At 46.0% G+C, this 18,939-nt stretch carries 11 protein-coding genes; 9 read left to right on the forward strand and 2 right to left on the reverse strand.

What is annotated here, in order from left to right:
* The first annotated feature begins 2 nt into the window (after nucleotides 1-2).
* From ACE3K2_RS11530 to ACE3K2_RS11545, 4 genes are all read left to right on the forward strand, one after another.
* Complete coding sequence (locus tag ACE3K2_RS11530) at nucleotides 3-2,285, forward strand: beta-glucosidase family protein (protein ID WP_421891182.1); 2,283 nt, start codon at nucleotides 3-5, stop codon at nucleotides 2,283-2,285.
* Between the two features lie 177 nt (nucleotides 2,286-2,462).
* Nucleotides 2,463-3,683: a sensor histidine kinase gene (locus tag ACE3K2_RS11535; RefSeq protein WP_421889915.1), complete on the forward strand. Its 1,221-nt coding sequence runs from the start codon at nucleotides 2,463-2,465 to the stop codon at nucleotides 3,681-3,683.
* 4 nt (nucleotides 3,684-3,687) lie between these two features.
* A complete protein-coding gene (locus tag ACE3K2_RS11540) occupies nucleotides 3,688-4,335 on the forward strand; it encodes a response regulator (protein WP_421889917.1) in 648 nt (215 codons plus the stop codon).
* A gap of 189 nt (nucleotides 4,336-4,524) precedes the next feature.
* Nucleotides 4,525-6,726, forward strand: coding sequence for an MMPL family transporter (locus ACE3K2_RS11545; RefSeq protein ID WP_421889919.1), 2,202 nt, complete (start codon nucleotides 4,525-4,527; stop codon nucleotides 6,724-6,726).
* Between the two features lie 308 nt (nucleotides 6,727-7,034).
* Here ACE3K2_RS11545 and ACE3K2_RS11550 read toward each other — a convergent pair whose 3' ends face one another.
* Complete coding sequence (locus tag ACE3K2_RS11550) at nucleotides 7,035-7,685, reverse strand: TetR/AcrR family transcriptional regulator (RefSeq protein WP_421891185.1); 651 nt, start codon at nucleotides 7,683-7,685, stop codon at nucleotides 7,035-7,037.
* A 161-nt stretch (nucleotides 7,686-7,846) separates the two neighbouring features.
* Nucleotides 7,847-9,532 (reverse strand): sensor histidine kinase, encoded by a 1,686-nt coding sequence (locus ACE3K2_RS11555; RefSeq protein WP_421889921.1) that lies wholly within the window; start codon nucleotides 9,530-9,532, stop codon nucleotides 7,847-7,849.
* Between the two features lie 190 nt (nucleotides 9,533-9,722).
* Between ACE3K2_RS11555 and ACE3K2_RS11560 the strand changes: the two genes are divergently transcribed.
* The 5 genes from ACE3K2_RS11560 (at nucleotide 9,723) to ACE3K2_RS11580 (ending at nucleotide 18,933) form a co-directional block, all read left to right on the forward strand.
* Nucleotides 9,723-11,372, forward strand: a complete 1,650-nt coding sequence (locus ACE3K2_RS11560; RefSeq protein ID WP_421889923.1) for a hypothetical protein — start codon at nucleotides 9,723-9,725, stop codon at nucleotides 11,370-11,372.
* Between the two features lie 52 nt (nucleotides 11,373-11,424).
* Nucleotides 11,425-14,265, forward strand: coding sequence for a family 78 glycoside hydrolase catalytic domain (locus ACE3K2_RS11565; RefSeq protein ID WP_421889925.1), 2,841 nt, complete (start codon nucleotides 11,425-11,427; stop codon nucleotides 14,263-14,265).
* Between the two features lie 198 nt (nucleotides 14,266-14,463).
* Complete coding sequence (locus ACE3K2_RS11570) at nucleotides 14,464-15,696, forward strand: cytochrome P450 family protein (protein ID WP_421889927.1); 1,233 nt, start codon at nucleotides 14,464-14,466, stop codon at nucleotides 15,694-15,696.
* A gap of 792 nt (nucleotides 15,697-16,488) precedes the next feature.
* Entirely contained in the window at nucleotides 16,489-17,241 is a 753-nt protein-coding gene (locus ACE3K2_RS11575) for an SDR family NAD(P)-dependent oxidoreductase (protein ID WP_421891188.1), read from the forward strand.
* A 285-nt stretch (nucleotides 17,242-17,526) separates the two neighbouring features.
* On the forward strand, nucleotides 17,527-18,933 hold the full coding sequence (locus tag ACE3K2_RS11580) for an MFS transporter (protein WP_421889929.1): 1,407 nt from the start codon (nucleotides 17,527-17,529) through the stop codon (nucleotides 18,931-18,933).
* Nucleotides 18,934-18,939 lie beyond the last annotated feature (6 nt).

Genomic DNA, 18,939 nt, shown 5'->3' on the forward strand with positions numbered 1-18,939 from the left:
TGATGAATCGTGATATCAAGCAAATTGTGAAACAGTTAACCTTAAACGAAAAAGCAACACTCTGCTCAGGTAGCAGCTTTTGGACCACACATGCTATAGAACGTTTGGATATTCCATCCATTATGATGACAGATGGTCCTCATGGATTACGCAAGCAAGCAGGTGATGCCGACCATTTGGGACTGAATGCCAGTGTACCCTCCACTTGTTTTCCCTCGGCAGTTGGGCTGGCCAGCTCCTGGAACCGGGATCTCGTGCAGCTTGTCGGGGAAACCATTGGTAGAGAGGCGCAGGCGGAGGAGGTCGCCATTCTGCTCGGCCCAGGGGCGAACATCAAGCGTTCCCCGTTGTGCGGGCGCAACTTCGAATATTTCTCAGAGGACCCTTACCTGACGGGTGAGCTGGCTGCAGCTCATATCTCAGGTGTGCAAAGCCAGGGTGTGGGTACCTCACTTAAGCATTTTGCAGTGAACAATCAGGAGCATCGCCGGATGACTACCGATGCGGTGGTCGATGAACGGACGTTAAGAGAAATCTATCTGACCGGTTTTGAGAAAGCGGTCAAGCAGGCGCAGCCATGGACAGTAATGTCTTCTTATAATAGAGTGAATGGAACGTATGCGTCGGAGAATGAATATTTGCTGAATACCATTTTGAAGGAAGAATGGGGACATGAGGGCTTTGTTGTGACAGACTGGTCCGCAGTGAATGAGATCGCAGCCAGCATCGCTGCGGGACTTGGACTGGAGATGCCTTCTTCCAACGGAGAAGGACCACGCAAAATTGTGGAAGCGGTGAATGGCGGCGAGTTGTCCGAAGAACAGCTTGACCAAGCTGTGGAGAGGTTGTTAGCTGTTATTTTCAAGGCGGCAGAGAACAAACGTCCAGAAGCAACCTTTGATTCTGAGCAACATCATCAGATTGCCAGAGAAGCAGCAAGAGAAACGATGGTGTTGTTGAAAAACGAGGACAATATTCTTCCGCTGAGCAAAAATAGCCGCATCGCCGTTATCGGAGAGCTGGCTGAGAAGGTTAGATATCAGGGCGGCGGCAGTTCGCATATCCATCCGACTCAACTGGATAGCGCTTATGAACAGATGGTTTTACTTGCTGAAGCGGATGCATCGGTGACTTATGCTTCGGGCTACAAGCTCGCTTCAGATGAAAGTGACCCGTTATTGATGAATGAAGCTGTCGAGGCGGCCAAAGCTGCGGAAGTCGCTGTGCTGTTCATTGGTCTGCCTGACCGCTATGAATCGGAAGGATATGACCGGTCTCACATGGACATCCCAGCTAACCAATCAGCGCTAATCAAAGCCGTTGCAGCAGAGCAGCCTAACCTTGTTGTTGTGTTAAGCAATGGATCACCGATTGTGATGCCATGGCTTGATGATGTGAAGGGAGTACTGGAGGCGTATCTGGGTGGTCAGGCAGCTGGAGGAGCGATAGCGGATCTGTTATTTGGAGAAGCGAATCCAAGCGGCAAGCTGGCGGAGACGTTCCCTCAATCTGTGCATCATAACCCTTCGGCTCTGTTCTTCCCCGGGGACGGAGATCGTGTGGAATACCGTGAAGGCATATATGTTGGTTATCGTTACTATGATCGTAAGGGCATTGAACCGTTGTTCCCGTTTGGTTATGGATTGAGCTATACGCAGTTTGAATATACTGGTCTGAGTCTGAACGATACACAGTTCAAGGATACGGATCGGGTTACGGTAACTGTTACAATTCGAAACATGGGCACTCGTTACGGTCAAGAGGTTGTGCAATTGTATGTGCGGGATCAGCAAACCGTAGTAAGTCGTCCGGACAAGGAACTGAAAGGTTTTGCTAAAATCGGACTGGAGCCGGGCGCTGAGGGCAGCGTTTCCTTCACACTGGATAAACGCAGCTTTGCTTATTATAATGTGGATTTGAAGGACTGGCATGTAGAGAGTGGCTCCTATGATATTTTGATTGGCTCATCCTCTCGTTCCATTCTCCTGCAACAGACGGTCAACGTGGAGTCCACAACAACCGGGCCAGTACCTACCTTTGACCGTAATACAACGCTGGGTGAGCTGCTCGCCAATCCAAAAACGATGGCTGTCATGAGCCAATTACAGGGCTTGGCTCCAGAAAAAGCGGAAGAGGCCCAATCCGATGCGGTTTCCTCCGAGATGATTCAGGCATCGATGAAATATATGCCGCTTCGTGCTTTGATCCCATTTACAGGAGGGGCTCTTACGGAGGAAACTCTTTCCCAGTTGCTTGCTGGATTAAATGCGGCTGTTCGTCAGTAAAACACTACACAACAGCTTTCACTATACAACATCGAAAAACGCTCATAAGTCATGACTTATGAGTGTTTTTCATTTAAGATATTATGGGATGTTAGCTCATGCACGAAAGGGCATGCACCAACGTACATACAAAAGGACAACCATCCGTAATATAATCATTGGAGAAGAGGTGATCTTATGAATGAGACGACGGAACGATCCAGCTTCTTGCAGATGAGTCGGGATGCCGAGGATGACCGAATCGCTTCATCCCGACTTCCCATTGCGTTATGGATTATACTGGTCACTATGGTTACGGTAGCGATGCAAACCTTGCTAGGACCGTTGCTGGTGCCCAGCCTGTTTTTTGTAGGCTTGATGGCGGCACATATTCAGTTATACTGGCGAGTGAGCAGGTTGATTCAGGTATCCAGGGTGTTATATCTGTTTCTTCAGGCCGGCTTGATTTTCGGGAGCGCTGCCTTGATGCCAGATGGTCTTCCCGTTGTACTCATTGGTTTGATTCCCGTATTGATTGGACAGACCGTAGCTATTTTATTTGAACCCAGAAAAGTTGTTTTTTTTGCGTTTGTACTCTATTTCCTTTTCTGTCTGGTTACGCTTTGGATTAAGGATGCTAAGGATCTTGCACTGTTTATCCCCTTGTTATTCCTGATGATTGTTGTGGTAATGGCCTATGCTATCCTGTACTACAGGCAGGTTAATGCCCGGGTGCGCACGCAAACGTTTTTGCGCGATCTGGAGCTGACCCATCAGAAAGTCGAGGAGCTTACACTCGCTAACGAGCGCCAACGTATGGCGAGAGATTTACATGATACACTCGCTCAGGGACAGGCAGGTCTCATTATGCAGCTTGAAGCCGTGGATGCATACCTCAGCCGGGGAAACATCCAGCGTGCTCACGAGATTGTTCTGACATCGATGGGACAAGCTCGGCAAACGTTGGGTGACGCAAGAAAAGCAATTGATGACTTGCGAACAAGGGCTACTCCAGTATTTGATTTCAACGAGGCAGTACAGGACCAATTACAACGCTTTCGAATCGCTACAGGCGTTCAAATCCAACTGGAGTTGCAGGTTCATTCGGCTCTGACCGGGTTTACGATGGAACATGTATTACATATTTTGAGTGAAACACTTATGAATGTGGCACGACATGCCCACGCCGATCAGGTTCATATATCCGTTATAGAAATTTCCGACTCACTCCAAATGGTGATTAAGGACAATGGCAGAGGATTCAATACAGCAACTATCGGAAAAAAGACCGGGCATTACGGGCTCATTGGTATTTACGAACGAGCCAGACTCATCGGAGGACAGATTCAGGTTGAAAGCAGCGATAAGGGTACATGTATAACCTTATCTATACCATTTGGAATAGAAGGGAGGATATAAAACAATGAGTCATAAAGTTCTGATTGTAGATGACCACTGGGTCGTACGTGAAGGCATCAAAATGATTTTGGGGACGGATGACAATTATGAAGTGATTGGCGAGGCTGCAGAGGGACACACGGCGCTGGAGCTGATGCAGGAACTTCAGCCTGATGTCATCCTGATGGACCTGAACATGCCTGGCGGCTTGAGCGGTCTGGATACGTTGAAACAGATGAACGTAAAACAAATCAACATTCCGGTTATTATATTGACAACCTACAATGAGGATGAACTGATGATCAACGGGCTTGGGCTGGGGGCCAAAGGGTATTTGCTCAAGGATACAAGTCGTGATCACTTATTCCGTACGCTGGAGTCGGCCCTTCGCGGTGAAACATTACTGCAACCTGAAATTTCGGCCAGGGTATTTGCCTTTCACCAGAAGCCAGCGGTGGTAAACAAGCACAAAGATACATTACTGACAGAAAAAGAACTTATAATTCTTCAGGCAGTCGCTCGCGGACTGCGAAGCAAGGAGATCGCATTTGATATGGGCATTGCAGAACGAACAGTAAAAGCTCAGCTGACTAATATCTATAATAAGCTGGGGGTAGACTCGCGCTCCGAAGCGGTTGCTGTATCCGTAGAGAGAGGCATTCTGCACCTGTAGTAAACAGAATAATAGATATATTTCAAAGGGCAGCCTTATACAGGCTGCCCTTTGGTTCTACCCGATTGTACATGAAGGGCATGCCCCTACGTACGATTTTTTTTGTTTTAGTTTCCACTATGATGATGTCATGAGGTTGTCCGAACAAGAGAACCTGAGTTTCAGATTAGAAGGGAGCTATCCATATACATGGCTAAATTTTTGTATCGATTAGGTGAATGGGCTGTAGCCAAGAAAAAAGGGGTAATCACAGGAGGGCTTGTCATCCTGCTACTGTTGGCAGCAATCGGCATGGGGTTGGGAACCTCATTTACCGGAGAGATGACGATTCCCGGAACAAAGTCCGAACAGGCAGCCGATGTATTGAAGCAGGAATTCCCGTCATCAGATGATGGTGGACAGGTTCGAATGGTATTTAAATCGGAGAAGGGCACGCTAGAATCCGATGCCACCCAAAAAGCAATTCTCGCAGCGCTGAAAGAGGTTACATCCGACTCCTCCGTAAAAGCCGTTATTAATCCCTATGATGGGGGAACGATCAGTGCAAACAAAGAGATTGGTTATGCGGATATTACATATACGCAGCCAGCCGCAGATGTAAGTGAGACGTCCAAAGAGCATATCCTTGATGTTGTCAATACACTACGTGGTAAGGGGGTTCAAACCGAACTTGCAGGAAGCGTAGCCTTTTCAGAGATTGAAATTGGCGGCGTGTCCGAGGTGATTGGTATCCTGATTGCATTTGTGATTCTGGCGTTCACCTTTACGTCTTTCCTTGCCGCAGGACTTCCCATTTTGACTGCGGTAGTTGGGCTTGGCATAGGACTCATGATTATCATCATCGGCTCCAATACGGTATCGATGGCTTCATTCTCCATTACGCTGGCTGTTATGCTTGCACTTGCGGTAGGGATCGATTACGCCTTGTTCATTATGTCCAGATATCGGCAGCAATTGGCCGCAGGTTATGATCGGACTACCGCTATTGCACAAGCTAATGCAACAGCAGGCAGTTCCGTTGTATTTGCAGGCTTAACCGTTATTATCGCCCTCGTAGGGCTGTCCGTTGTACAGATTCCATTCATTACCATGATGGGACTTGCTGCGGCAATTAGCGTACTGATCGCTGTATTGATCGCTATTATATTTACCCCGGCGCTGCTGGCAGCAGCAGGAAATCGCATCCATCCTGCTCGTGAGAACAAATGGCTGCGCAAGTGGTCTGGTCGCAAAAAATCTGCCGAAGCAGAAAATCGTTGGGGCAAAATGGTTACTCGCAAGCCATGGCTCACATCCATTCTGTGTATTGCGATTCTGGCGGTGTGTACCGTTCCATTCACACATATGCAGCTTGGCCTACCGGATAATGGTCTGAAATCCAAAGAAACGACAGAACGCCGAGGTTATGATCTGCTTTCTGAAGGTTTCGGCAAAGGATTTAACGGTCCGCTCATCGTTGTTGCCAAGGCTGCAAACAGTGAGGAGGCACAGGCAGAGATTACAAAGGCAACCACATTCATCAGCAAACTTCCGGATGTAGCCTCTGTAGCTCCGCAAATTCCAAGTCCTTCAGGTACTACGGCGATTATTACGGTGTTGCCCAAATCAGGACCAAATGATATTAAAACAACCGAACTCGTACAATCGATTCGTGATCAGGCAGAGCAGGTGCTTAAGGAACATGATGTCGAGATCATGGTTACAGGTGGAACTGCCGTTAATATCGATATTTCAGAGAAGCTGTCCGAGGCTTTACCAAAGTTCGCTTTGTTGATTGTCGGTCTTGCTTTTGTTCTGCTCATGCTTGTATTCCGTTCCATTCTCGTTCCAATCAAAGCTGTGGCCGGATTTTTGTTCACTCTGGGTGCATCGCTCGGCTTTATTGTCTGGGTCATACAGGATGGCTATCTGGGAAGTTTCTTCGGAATCCCTGAGCCAGGACCTGTACTAAGTTTCCTGCCAATTCTGGTTACAGGTATTCTGTTTGGTCTGGCGATGGACTATGAGGTGTTTCTTGTTAGCCGGATGCGTGAGGATTATACACATACCGGAGATGCTGTAAAATCGGTACGAAGTGGTATATCCCATAGCGGTCCTGTAGTAACGGCTGCTGGATTGATTATGATCGCAGTATTTGCCAGCTTCATCTTTGCAGAGGATACGATTATCAAATCGATGGGACTTGCGCTGGCGTTTGGTATCCTTGTTGATGCATTTATCGTAAGAATGACCCTTGTTCCAGCGCTGATGGTACTCATGGGTCGGAGTGCATGGTATTTGCCAAAATGGTTGGATCGTTTGTTGCCTGACATTGATATCGAGGGAGAGTCTGTGATGAAAGATGCTCAAGGACATCACTCATCCAATACCCCAGACAATGCCAACAAATGAACCAGTCCATCTTCTGATTCGCATCAGAAGATGGACTGGTTCATGCCGGAGTCAGATACAGAGGCAGCAGGGACAAAGTCGTGAACAAGCTGTTACATGACATGCTGAGTCAGATCCACCATATTGATCACGCGCAGGTCATTTTGCTCAGACACTAGAGGAGAAGAAGGCGGAGTGGGTCCGCAACTTCATTCAGGAACAAACCTCCATTTAACATGTCCACATCATCGAAGGAGGCTGTTCTATCTGCTCTCACAGCGGTCCTCATAGCATAGCTATCAGCTATATTTTAAAATCGGAGCCGCTGTTCAGGGCTTGAGATGATCCAAAAATATCGTCTTGAGGATGTGAAATTGTTCGGATTCGTCCACTTGCGTTTGGAAGGCTTCAATGCCATGGAGCATCGCGGTTTTTTTGGAGAAGTTTCCGAAGACATTAATCATCGTGTTAATCGTTTCAACCACGTTGGCGTCGTTACGAACAGATCCATCCTTTTTACCAAGCTCAGCCAGCTCAGAACAAAGCGTGATAATCTGTTGGTAGTTGGAATGATACATCTCAATATCCTCCAACGGGGACTTGGACATTGCAACATAACACTCGAAAGCTTCTATTAATTTGGAGCTTCGCTGACTTTCCGGCTGTTGGAAAAAAACAAGCGTATCGAAAAGGCGGCCAAGTTTGTCGTAGCAAGTGCCTTCACCTCTGATAATATCGGAGAATACCAACACCTCGGACTGAACAATATCTGAAGCTACGGCGACAATAAGCTGCTCTTTCCGTGGAAAGTAGCGGAAGATTGTTGCCACCCCCAGAATTGCCTCGTCCGCAATATCCTGCATGGTCGCTTGCTCGAAGCCTTTATTCAAAAAAGCTATTTTAGCTGCTTCAATTATAGCTGCTCGTCTTCTTGTTTTGAGGTCACTGCGCTCTTGTTGAAGCCGTTGACGGGGTTCTATTGTAAAAACCTCCTTGTTGGAATGAACTCAAACTATGCTATCAAACTAGACTCTTTTCTGTCAACGCAAGGTTTCGTTCTGCCGTTGTAATCGAAAAAGCAATCTGAACCCAAACAAAGCCTCTGCCGTCACTGGAAGTGATGATCAGAGGCTTTGTTCTATTATAAAGAGTCTTCTTCAAGCTTCGATGTACCGAGCGACCAGTTTAATCGGACACGGATACCCCCAAGATGGCTCTGTTCAAACTGGATACCCGAATGGGTAGCATCATGAATACGTAGACGCTCCGCAATGTTCCAAAGCGCGCATCCCATCGTGTCCACAGGCGGCTCGGCTATTCTTGCCTTAAGTGCGTTAATTTCATCCTCCGTCATGCCTTTTCCGTCATCATCCACCACAATACAAATCCCATGTTCCGTACGCTCAACGGAGACTTGGATGGAACCAGAATCCCGCTTGGCTTCTATGCCGTGGATAATACTGTTCTCTACCAATGGTTGAATGAGTAACTTGGGAATTGGAACAGACCTCAGCTCACTCGGAAGATCGATCTGATAGGAGAGACGGTCCATACGTAAGCTCTGTATCTCAAGGTAATTGCGGACAATTCCCAACTCTTTTTCCAAATGGGTCATCGGCTCATCAAGGCGCGTGGTGTACCTGAAATATTCGGCCAGGTTCTGGGTCATCGCAGTAACTGCTTCCTCATTGCCCAATCTTGTCATATTATTAATGAAAAAGAGACAATTATATAAAAAGTGAGGATTAATCTGGGCTTGTAGTTGTTTCAACACAGCCTCGCGAGCGACGATTTTTTCCTTATATACCTTTTCAATCAAATCCTCAATCTGTCCGGCCATATCGTTGAATTGACCATATAAATAATCAAATTCATTACCACTCTGTCGTTGAATCCGATAAGAAAAGTCGCCATGTTTCAAAAGACGAACACCTTTTAATAGAGCAAGTATGGGAATCTGTACCTTGCGAAAAAGAACAACGATAATCGTGACACCCGCCATAAACAGCATGACACAGGCAGAGTAAAACCAGAATTGGGTCATTCGTATAGGCTTCAAAGCTTTATCAAGTGGCATAAAATCAATTAAATACCAGCCGAGCTGGTGAGAGTAAACATAATTGACAATGTACTGGGCTCCGTTAACCGAAATGGTTTCTGTACCAGAGGATGGTTGTAGATGACCGATTAGCTCCTTCATGATAAGAGGGATAACCGGATTGGCCTCTTTGCGAGTGATCAATTGCTCGTTCGGGTAATAAAACAACGTCTCATTCTCGCCCTGATGCGAGTTCTCAACTATATCCTCCAGATTGCTGCGCGGGAACTCCAACCGAATAATGATCTGTGGACTGACCTTGTATTTATAATATTTGGCTGTAGCTGCATCATAGTTCCAACCTGATTTCAGTGAATTTACAGAGGGAATATTCATATTTAACTCTGAAGCAATGATCCATTGATTCAACAGAACCGAGTAGATCGATATTTTGTTATTCCATCCTTCGGAAAGACTTTGCAGATTGACTCTCGCAGCAACATTTTGAATCAACTGCACTTGCTCAAAGGAACTCATCACGTCAATAGATCGCAGTAGGGCAATAGAATTGTCTGTTTCCATTGAGATAGATAACATATTCAGCCGATTTATGCTCTGATCGAGTGAGTTAACAACAAACTGCACGCGATTGAGATTGTTTGTTTCAATATCCTTTTGAACGGTATCCAGACTGGATTGAACCGAGAAAGTATACATGACTAAGACGGCGACAAGCATAATCAGCGTGATGGTCACCATGTTGATAAAGGTCCTGTATTTCTTTTTCAACCCTTAACGCCTCCTGCCAACGATGTAAATTCATCTTATTGTAGGCTGGCATTAGATGAAATACAAGTGATTCGGAAAGTAATATAGATGAAGGTTAAGAATGAATTATCCCATGTTGAAAAAGCGTTATTTCGACTGTATAACTGGCACGATATGATGAAGTTGAATTAGATGAAGGAGCGCATTTCGCATGAACTGTAGCAAAATATACCTTTCTCTTTCTGTTGCTTGTTTGATTCTGTTTACCGCCGCTTGCAGTGGTAAAGCAAAGGAGCCTAAGCCTGTAAGAACAGGTGTGATCGTAACAACGGTCAAAATGAATGATCCAACCACAATCTACAAAAAAGGCGAAACTGCTGCGGATAATGTCCATATTCGTTGGGCCAGAGAAACGCTTGGCGTGGATATCCGGACCAAATGGAGTGCTCCTGTCGATGACTACGATATGAAGCTTCGATTAATGCTCTCTGCCGACAATACGTTACCTGATGTGTTCTCATCCAGCGTCATGGACACGATCAATGGATATATGATCTCAGGCAAACTGTTGGACGCTGGACAAGCCTTTGATCGATATGCTTCATCCACCTGGAAAGCGGCAATGGCTGAAGTGCCAGAGGCTTGGAAGCCCTTTGAGATTGAAGGGAAGCGGATGGCGATTCCGATCATTACGGAGCAAGCCTCGCAGTCCGTACTCTGGATTCGCAAGGATTGGCTAGATCATCTGAACCTGAAGGCTCCAAGCAAACTCGACGAACTGGAAACGATAATGAGAGCCTTTACCTATGACGATCCAGACGGTAATGGCTTACAGGATACCTACGGTATTGATTTTGCAATCAAGGACCAGTATCTTGCCTCGCCTATAGGAGACATATCCTGGGTATTTGGTGCGTATGGAGCGATCCCAAGTATATGGAGCAAGAATGCACAGGGCAATCTCGTGTACGGAAGTATCCAGCCTCAGATCAAAAACGCGCTGGCAAAACTGCAAGACTGGAAGAAAAAAGGTTATGTGGGCAATAACATAGCTCTGCAGGACTTCAATCAGGTCAATAAAAATATACTTGATGGCAAAGTTGGCATGGTAGCTGGTCCCCGCTGGTTTGGAGATTATCCGCTGCAACAACTTAATGAAAAGGATCCGAAGGCTGAGTTTGTACCTTATCCGATTCCTGCAGGAATGGACGGAACCACGGCTAGATTCAAAGGAAACTCATACAGCGGAGCTATAATGATCAGCGCTGACATTTCTGAAGAAGCCTTGCAGGCTTTTTTCAAGTATCAGAACTATCTGTTTGAGGCTACGGTGACTGATAATCCGTTTTATCTGAGTGCGTATCAGAATGGATATGATTATGTGCTGAACCCGGATGGTTCGGTGGATAGTGACAGCCGCGATATTCCCGGCGGGAAAGTGGTAACGTTCAAATATACCCTCATGGGACAATATGCGAGTTACCCTTCCCGATTCAGAGCAGCTCTTCTGAGAATGGGCAAGGGAGAAGAGCTCAGCTCGCATGATCGCGCCATCTTGTTCAGTATGGGAATTGACCCTAAGGATGAGAAGCAGTATCCCATTATGAAGGCCAACGTTGTAGAGGCCAGACAGCGACAGATTGATCAAGTCAATCTGTTTCAGGGGCCCCCGACAAAAACAATGCAAGCTCGAAATACTTATTTGCAAAAAATGGAACTAGATACCTTCAACTCCATTATTTATGGAGAGGAGCCGCTGGAGGTATTCGATGATTTCGTGAAAAAATGGCTGGATTCCGGTGGAAAGCAGATCACGAAAGAAGTGAAGGAATGGTACCAATCGGCACAGACTCAGCCTTAAAACAGGATATTTTAACGGTCTGAAAGGTAATCTACAGGGGGAGGTTTCATCGATGAACATTACTCATATGAAAACAAATCACATCATTAATCCGCTCGGTTTTGCGATAACCAAGCCAACTTTTTCGTATACTGTCACGGATACAACTGCGACTAAGCAGATCGCGGCACAGGTAGAAATTGCACGGGACGAATCCTTTGCAGAACTTGTATTTGATAGCGGAATAAAAGAGGATATTGATTCGCTCGCTTATTCGCCGGATCTGGAATTGGCTGCACGGACGCGTTACTTCTGGAGAGTTCGCGTATGGAATGAGTTTGGAGAAAAGGCGACCAGTAAAGCAGCTTGGTTTGAAACGGCGAAGCAGGATGAGCCATGGACAGCAAAGTGGATTACACCTGAGCTGGAACCGACGATTCATCCAGTCCTCCAAAAAACGTTCGAAGTCAAAGGTCCCATCGCCAAAGCACGGGCGTACATCTGTGGTTTGGGAGTATACGAATTGGAACTAAACGGAGTCAGGGCTGGGAATGAGTACTTGGCCCCTCATTATAATGCCTATCACAAATGGCTTCAGTATCAAACTTACGATATTACCGACCTGCTGCAAGAAGGGGCCAACGCGATAGATGTTCGTTTGGGGAATGGCTGGTATAAGGGACGGTTTGGTTTCGAAGGAGATACCACTGCCAATTTATATGGTGATCATTTTGCATTGCTGTCCGAGCTGGTGATTACTTATCCGGATGGAACAGAAGACGTTGTACCGTCAGATCTGTCTTGGCATGCCATCCGCTCGAATGTCTTGGACGGAAACATCTATGACGGAGAAATCTATGATGCCACATTGGAGGCGAACGAGACTTTCCCCGTTCGGGAAAGTGATCTGGGTTACGAGCGCCTGCAAGCAAGAAAAAGTCTTCCGGTCGTGATCAAGGAAACTTTAAAGCCGATCGAAATTTTGACCACGCCTGCGGGAGAAACGGTCATTGATATGGGTCAAAATATGGTAGGCTGGCTACAATTCCGTACTACGGCACCAAGCGGAACGCTCATCCATTTGCAATATGGCGAAGTGTTGCAGAAAGGAAATTTCTACCGGGAGAACCTTCGCTCGGCTAAGGCGGAGTACATCTATATAGCAAACGGAGAAGAAGCTATTGTGCGTCCGTATTTCACATTTTACGGTTTCCGATATGTTAAGGTTGAAGGTTGGGCAGGCGAACTGAATCTGAACGACTTCACAGGCTGTGTTGTTTACTCGGATATGGAACGTACCGGATATCTGGAAACCAGTCATGCTGGCGTGAATCGTTTGTTCGAGAATGCATTCTGGGGGCAAAAGGGAAACTTCCTAGATACCCCTACCGATTGTCCACAGCGCGATGAGCGCATGGGCTGGACAGGGGATGCACAGGTATTCTCCGGTACAGCAAATTACAATATGGATACGTATGCCTTTTTTAACAAGTATGGATATGATCTGTGGATGGAACAGGAGGATCGGGAAGGTATGGTTCCGATGGTCATTCCGGTTGGACGTGTGCAGGGCGGAGGGTCCAGCGCCTGGGGAGATGCGGCAACCATTATTCCGTGGAATACGTACCTGCATTCCGGAGACCCGTCCATTCTGGAGCAGCAGTTTGACAGCATGAAGGCATGGGTGGATTATATCAAGCGTTCGGATGACGAATCCGGCGGTACACGCTTGTGGAAGGTAGGTTTTCACTTTGGTGACTGGCTTGCGCTAGATGGAGATGATCCGAACTCACCGATGGGCGGGACCGACAATTTCTTCATCGCTTCAGCTTATTATGCATACTCAGCGGATATCGTAGCCAAAGCTGCCAAAGTGCTTGGAAACAATGATCTTGCCGCATCCTATGAGCAGTTGGCACAAGAGGTTAGAGTTGCAATTCTGAAGGAATACTTTACTGCGAATGGACGTCTGGCAGTAGATACACAGACCGCATACGCTGTAGCGTTGTATATGGATCTCGTTCCTGAGCAACACAAAGCTCGGATCGCAGAAGATATTCGCTTGCGTGTACGAAAAGATCAAAATCATCTGAGAACCGGCTTTGTAGGTACGCCTTATTTAAACCGAGTGTTATCAGCGCACGGCAGCAATGATATCGCCTATACACTTCTGCTCAATGATGATTATCCAAGCTGGCTGTACGCCGTCAATATGGGTGCAACAACAATTTGGGAGCGTTGGAACTCCATTTTGCCAGATGGTACAATTAGTGAAAATGGCATGAACTCGCTGAATCATTATGCCTACGGTGCCGTTGTTGAATGGATGTATCGTCATATGGCTGGAATCAATCCAGTAGAGAATCAGCCTGGCTTCCGCCATGCACTGCTGGCACCAATGCCTGATTTCAGAATCCAATGGACTAAAGGCCGCATTGACACCGCTGCAGGAACTTATCGCAGTGAATGGAGGTTTGATGAAGCAGGTAAGCTGTATTTAAGCTTTTCTATTCCATTTAATGCAACAGCAACGATCAAGCTGCCACGCGCCGTGGTTGATCAGGTGATGATGAACGGAATTACACTTTCAAATGCAGGTTTAACTGTCGTTCAGGGTGAAGATGAAGTCATCATCGAAGTAGTGAGTGGTACGTATGATTTCATTTATGTACCGTCCGTGCCATACAAACAAACGTTAAGCACCCGTACACCTCTGAATGTACTGCTTCGTAACGAACATAGCCGGAGTATGCTACAAGAGTTTTCACCGGTGCTGGCTTCGCTGGACCCGGGGACAATTGGCCCGATGGGGGAAGCAAGTTTGCGTGATCTATCCACCTATCCTTCGTTCAGCACGCCAGAGGAAGAACTTGACCAGCTCGATCTCAAGCTGGAGACCATACAACTTGTATAGAATAATTCATTGCTCGTAGATACCAAAACAGGGTGACGTTTTTTAAATGAAAATCTTTTCATACCGATGCACACAAGTTGATCTTGTGTGCATCTTTGATTAGTAGAAAATAACTATTTCATCAAAATTTGAAAGCGGATTAGTATAATGATAGAATTCATATTGTATTGATATCAACTCTATCATTTAGGAGGCGTTATGATGTTTACGAACGAGAGCAAAAACGATCCCAAGTCCAAGGTTGATTTTATGGATAGAGCTTTTATCCAAAATCCGTTTCCGGTATATGAAGAGTTACGCAGAGAAGATCCGGTACACCGTTTTCTTCTGCCAAGCGGCCACTTTGCCTGGTTAGTCTCTGGCTACGATGAGGCCTCTGCCATTTTGCAGGACAACAAGCGCTTTGTAACCAACTCTCCGTATCTGCCAGAAGCTGACGGCTCAGCTCCACCGCATCAGGAGATCATCTCTCGCAACTTGCTTAGTGTGACGCCGGAGGACCATCGCCGATTAAGAAGGTTGATCCAGAAGGCCTTTACACCACGTATGATCGAACGCCTCCGTGGTCGCATCCATGAAATTAGTGAAGATTTGCTTGATGGAGTACTCGCCACAGGTAAAAGAGAAATGAATCTGATCGAGGACTACGCCTTTCCTCTGCCAATCATTGTTATCTGCGAAATGTTAGGGGTTCCTCATGAAGATCAGGAGCAGTTCCGAGAATGGTCCAATACAATTATGGAAGGTTTCAATAACCCTGAAATGAGTGAACAGAGTGATCAAGTCATGCGTGCTTTTGTCGAATATTTACAGAGGCTCATTGCAGAACGGAGACAATCTCTTCAGGAGGACCTGATTAGTGACCTCATCAATGTTGAAGAGGAAGGGGACGTATTGTCCGAACAGGAATTGTATGCCCTTGTTTTTGTCCTGATCATTGCAGGACATGAAACCACTGTAAATCTGATTGGCAACGGTATACTGGCCTTGCTCGAAAATCCGGAGCAGAAGCGCTTGCTGCTGGAGAAGCCAGACATGATTGGACCGGCCATTGAAGAGATCTTGAGATATAACGGACCTGCTGAGGTGAGTAATATTCGCTGGGCTACCGAGGATGTCGAATTTGGGGGCAAGCATATCCGAAAGGGAGAAATGCTCTTTGTTTCCTTTTCCTCAGCCAACCGGGATGAGAATCAGTTCGCAGACCCGGATGCATTTGATATCACACGGAAGGTCAATAATCATATTGCCTTTGGGAAAGGTGTTCATTTTTGCCTTGGAGCCCCGCTCGCCAGACTTGAAGGAGAGATCGCCATAAACGCATTGCTTCGTAAAATGCCGAATATTCAATTCAAGGCACAGCCGGATTCACTGGAATGGCGTCCAGGCATGATTATTCGCGGACTTTACGATTTCCCCGTTTCCTTTTAATACCATTAAATCCAATATCACACTTTATACGACAGGATAGCCACACTTAACCGCGATTTCGCGGTTTTTTGCTTATAGAAGCAATGAACTTGAATTACGCTACACGATCTTTGCATCGCGTTATAGTCGATCGCCTCACATGAAATCTACAATAGAAGTATCCTTGTAGCTTTGCCAATTCACTGAGTTAAGGAGACTATATTTCTCATGAAAATACAATCGGTTAATCTAAACACGGAGAAACTCCACACCCTGATGCGATGGGAGGTGCCACTTTGCACGATTTTAAGTTATGGCGGAGATTTGTTGTCTTAGGAAGAGCAAAAGCAGCTTAACGATGCCCTACAGTCTATTCCGGTAAAAGTCTAAAGGCACATAGTATAAGCGAGATAAGCCCTTCAATCATTTTCGGAATCGTTCCAAATCTATTAAAACGACGAATTGCAAAAATCGACATATAATGATAGTATTTATATCTATATAATAGCAACACTATCAAATAAAAATTCGGAGGAAACAGCCATGACAACTTACAATGATAACATTAAAATTTCGGAACTATTGAATAATGAAGAAGCAACAGCATTGCTTACGAAACATCTGCCTGAATTCATTAACGAGCCATCATTCAAAATGGCTTCCCAATTTACACTGGATCAGCTCGCAGCCATTCCACAGGTCGAACTGCCGGAAGACATTTTGTCCGCCCTCAAAGCGGATCTTGCTAACGTAACCTTTGAATCCGCAGAGGCTCCTAAAGCGAGCAAAGCTGTGAACACCAAATCCGATTCGCTGGCAGGCAAAGTGATTACCATCACAGGTGCTGGCAGCGGTATTGGCCGAGCAAGTGCAGTGTTGATGGCAGCGAGAGGAGCGAAGCTTGTTCTGGTGGATTACAACGTAACAACAGGGGAAGAGACACTTGAGCTTGTGAAAGAGCAAGATGGCGAGGCCATTTTTGTTCAAGCCGATGTATCCAAGGAAGAGGATGTAGAAAACTATATTCAAAAAGCAGTTGAAACGTTTGGCAAAATCGATGTTGCTTTCAACAACGCGGGGATCATCCAGAAATTCCAGCCTTTTCATGAAACATCCCTGAACGATTTCTCCCGTATCATTGACGTCAACTTGAAGGGGATTTTCCTGGGGATGAAACATGCGCTTAATGTGATGGTTCAACAAGGCTACGGCCATGTGATTAATACCGCGTCAACCACGGCGCTTCGAGCTGAGCACAGTCTGGCCGCTTATACAGCGAGTAAACACGGTGTTGCTGGATTGACAAAAGCCGCAGCGATTGAGTACGTCAGAAAAGGCATTCGGGTAAATGCCATCTGCCCTGGGGGTGTAGCCACTACGCTGACCGCAGCTGTTCCCCAAATGTTGCAAGAAAGCGAGTATATGCCCGAAGAATTTCCAAATATGAGGATCGGGCGTTTTGCGGAGCCGGAGGAGCTTGCTGAACTCGTAGCATTCCTCGCATCGGACGGCTCCAGTTATATGACAGGCTCCATCATAGTAGCAGACGGTGGATTGACACTTTAAGGATTAGCAGCAAGTCTTTCGTTCATGTTTCTAGCGATTTTAAAGCAGATTCCTGATCTATTCGTTCCATTTTATTCATAAGAATCGTGCATTAAACATAACGACAAAAAACTGATTCAGCATACCTGAATCAGTTTTTTTGTCGTTCAAACAGCAGGAATACCATCTGTTTGGATTGCGTTATTTGATCTTAACAATGCGCTATATCTGTTATATGTGCCAGGACATAAAATGAAAGTATAGAAGAAGAGAATTTCAACATGAAGAGTAACGGAGGCGAGTGTTATGGGAGTTGCAGTGAATGAGCAGCATATTAAAGTAGATAATACGCCGACTCAGCCACCCCGGGAGATACCAACGAAGAGATTAATTGGTGATTCAATGGGACAGTTCGGGTTAAACATTTCAAGTGGATTGTTGGGTTTGATCACGTATTATTATACGGATGTCGTTGGCGTTTCTGCCGCTGTAGTCGGTACAGTAATGCTACTAACCAAAGTTTTGGATGCGTTTGCAGACATCGGGATGGGTGTACTTGTGGATCGGACCAAAACCAAGTATGGGCAGGCCCGGCCTTGGTTGTTATGGATGACCATTCCCATGTTCATCTCATTATTCTTAATGTTTTCCGTGCCGGATATAAGTTCCACAGGCAAAATAATATATGCGATTATTACAAATCTGGTGTTCTACATTTTGGTGTTTACTCCAACCTCGATTCCTTATACCAGCTTGATGGCGTTAACGACCCGTAACAGTTACGAGCGTTCCTTAATGGGTATTATCCGTTCAAGTAGCGGGTATCTGGCAGGTATGGTTGTAGCGGTTGCATTTGTTCCAGTCGTTACAGCCATGGGGAATAGCAGAAGTGACTGGACGTTGCTCGCAGCCATTTTTGCTGGTGTTGCAGCAATCGGGATTTTCATTTCATTCCTGTCCAATAAGGAAAAGTACAACAATGTTCAATTGGATGAGCTTGGCATGTTTCAGGATAAAACGCCGATTCGTGAAGGACTGAAATTGCTTTTTGCCAATAAATACTGGGTGTACATGTTCTTCGTAATGACTCTAGCCAACATTTTGTTTGCTCTGGGTGTAGCAGCAGGAAGTTATTATGCCAAGTACATTTGGGGCAATGTCAGCCTGATCGGCATCATGGGCGCTATTGGTTTGATTCCCGTTATTATCGGATTTTCCTTATCCGGACCTTTCATTAAACGTTACGGCAAGCGTGCCACGGCCCTTGGCGGTATTATTGTCGGACTCCTCGGAGCAGTCGTTCGGTTAGTCGCTCCAGAGAGTATTACATTGGGTCTGATCTGTTCCATCTTCCAAACGCTTGGTACGATTCCACTCATGGCAGTAGGTGGAGCACTGGTTACAGACACGATTGAATACGGTGAATGGAAATTTAACAAAAGACTCGTTGGTTTGACGAATAGTGTCATCGGTTTCGGTTCAAAAGTAGGCACAGCCATTGGTACAGCTATGATTGGATGGTTCCTCGCACTGGGAGGATATGTTGAACAAGCCACAACCCAAGGAGAAGGAGCCAAGCAGGCCATCATTGCGTTGAATATATATGTCCCGATTATTGTATTCATTCTTCTTGCAGTATTCCTTTATAAAAACAAGCTGGACAAGGAATATCCAACCATTATTAGAGAGCTTGAAGATAGAAGAAAGGCATAATAACCT

Origin of the sequence: Paenibacillus sp. (assembly GCF_048976745.1) — a bacterium.
In the GTDB taxonomy this organism is placed as follows: Bacteria; Bacillota; Bacilli; order Paenibacillales; family Paenibacillaceae; genus Paenibacillus.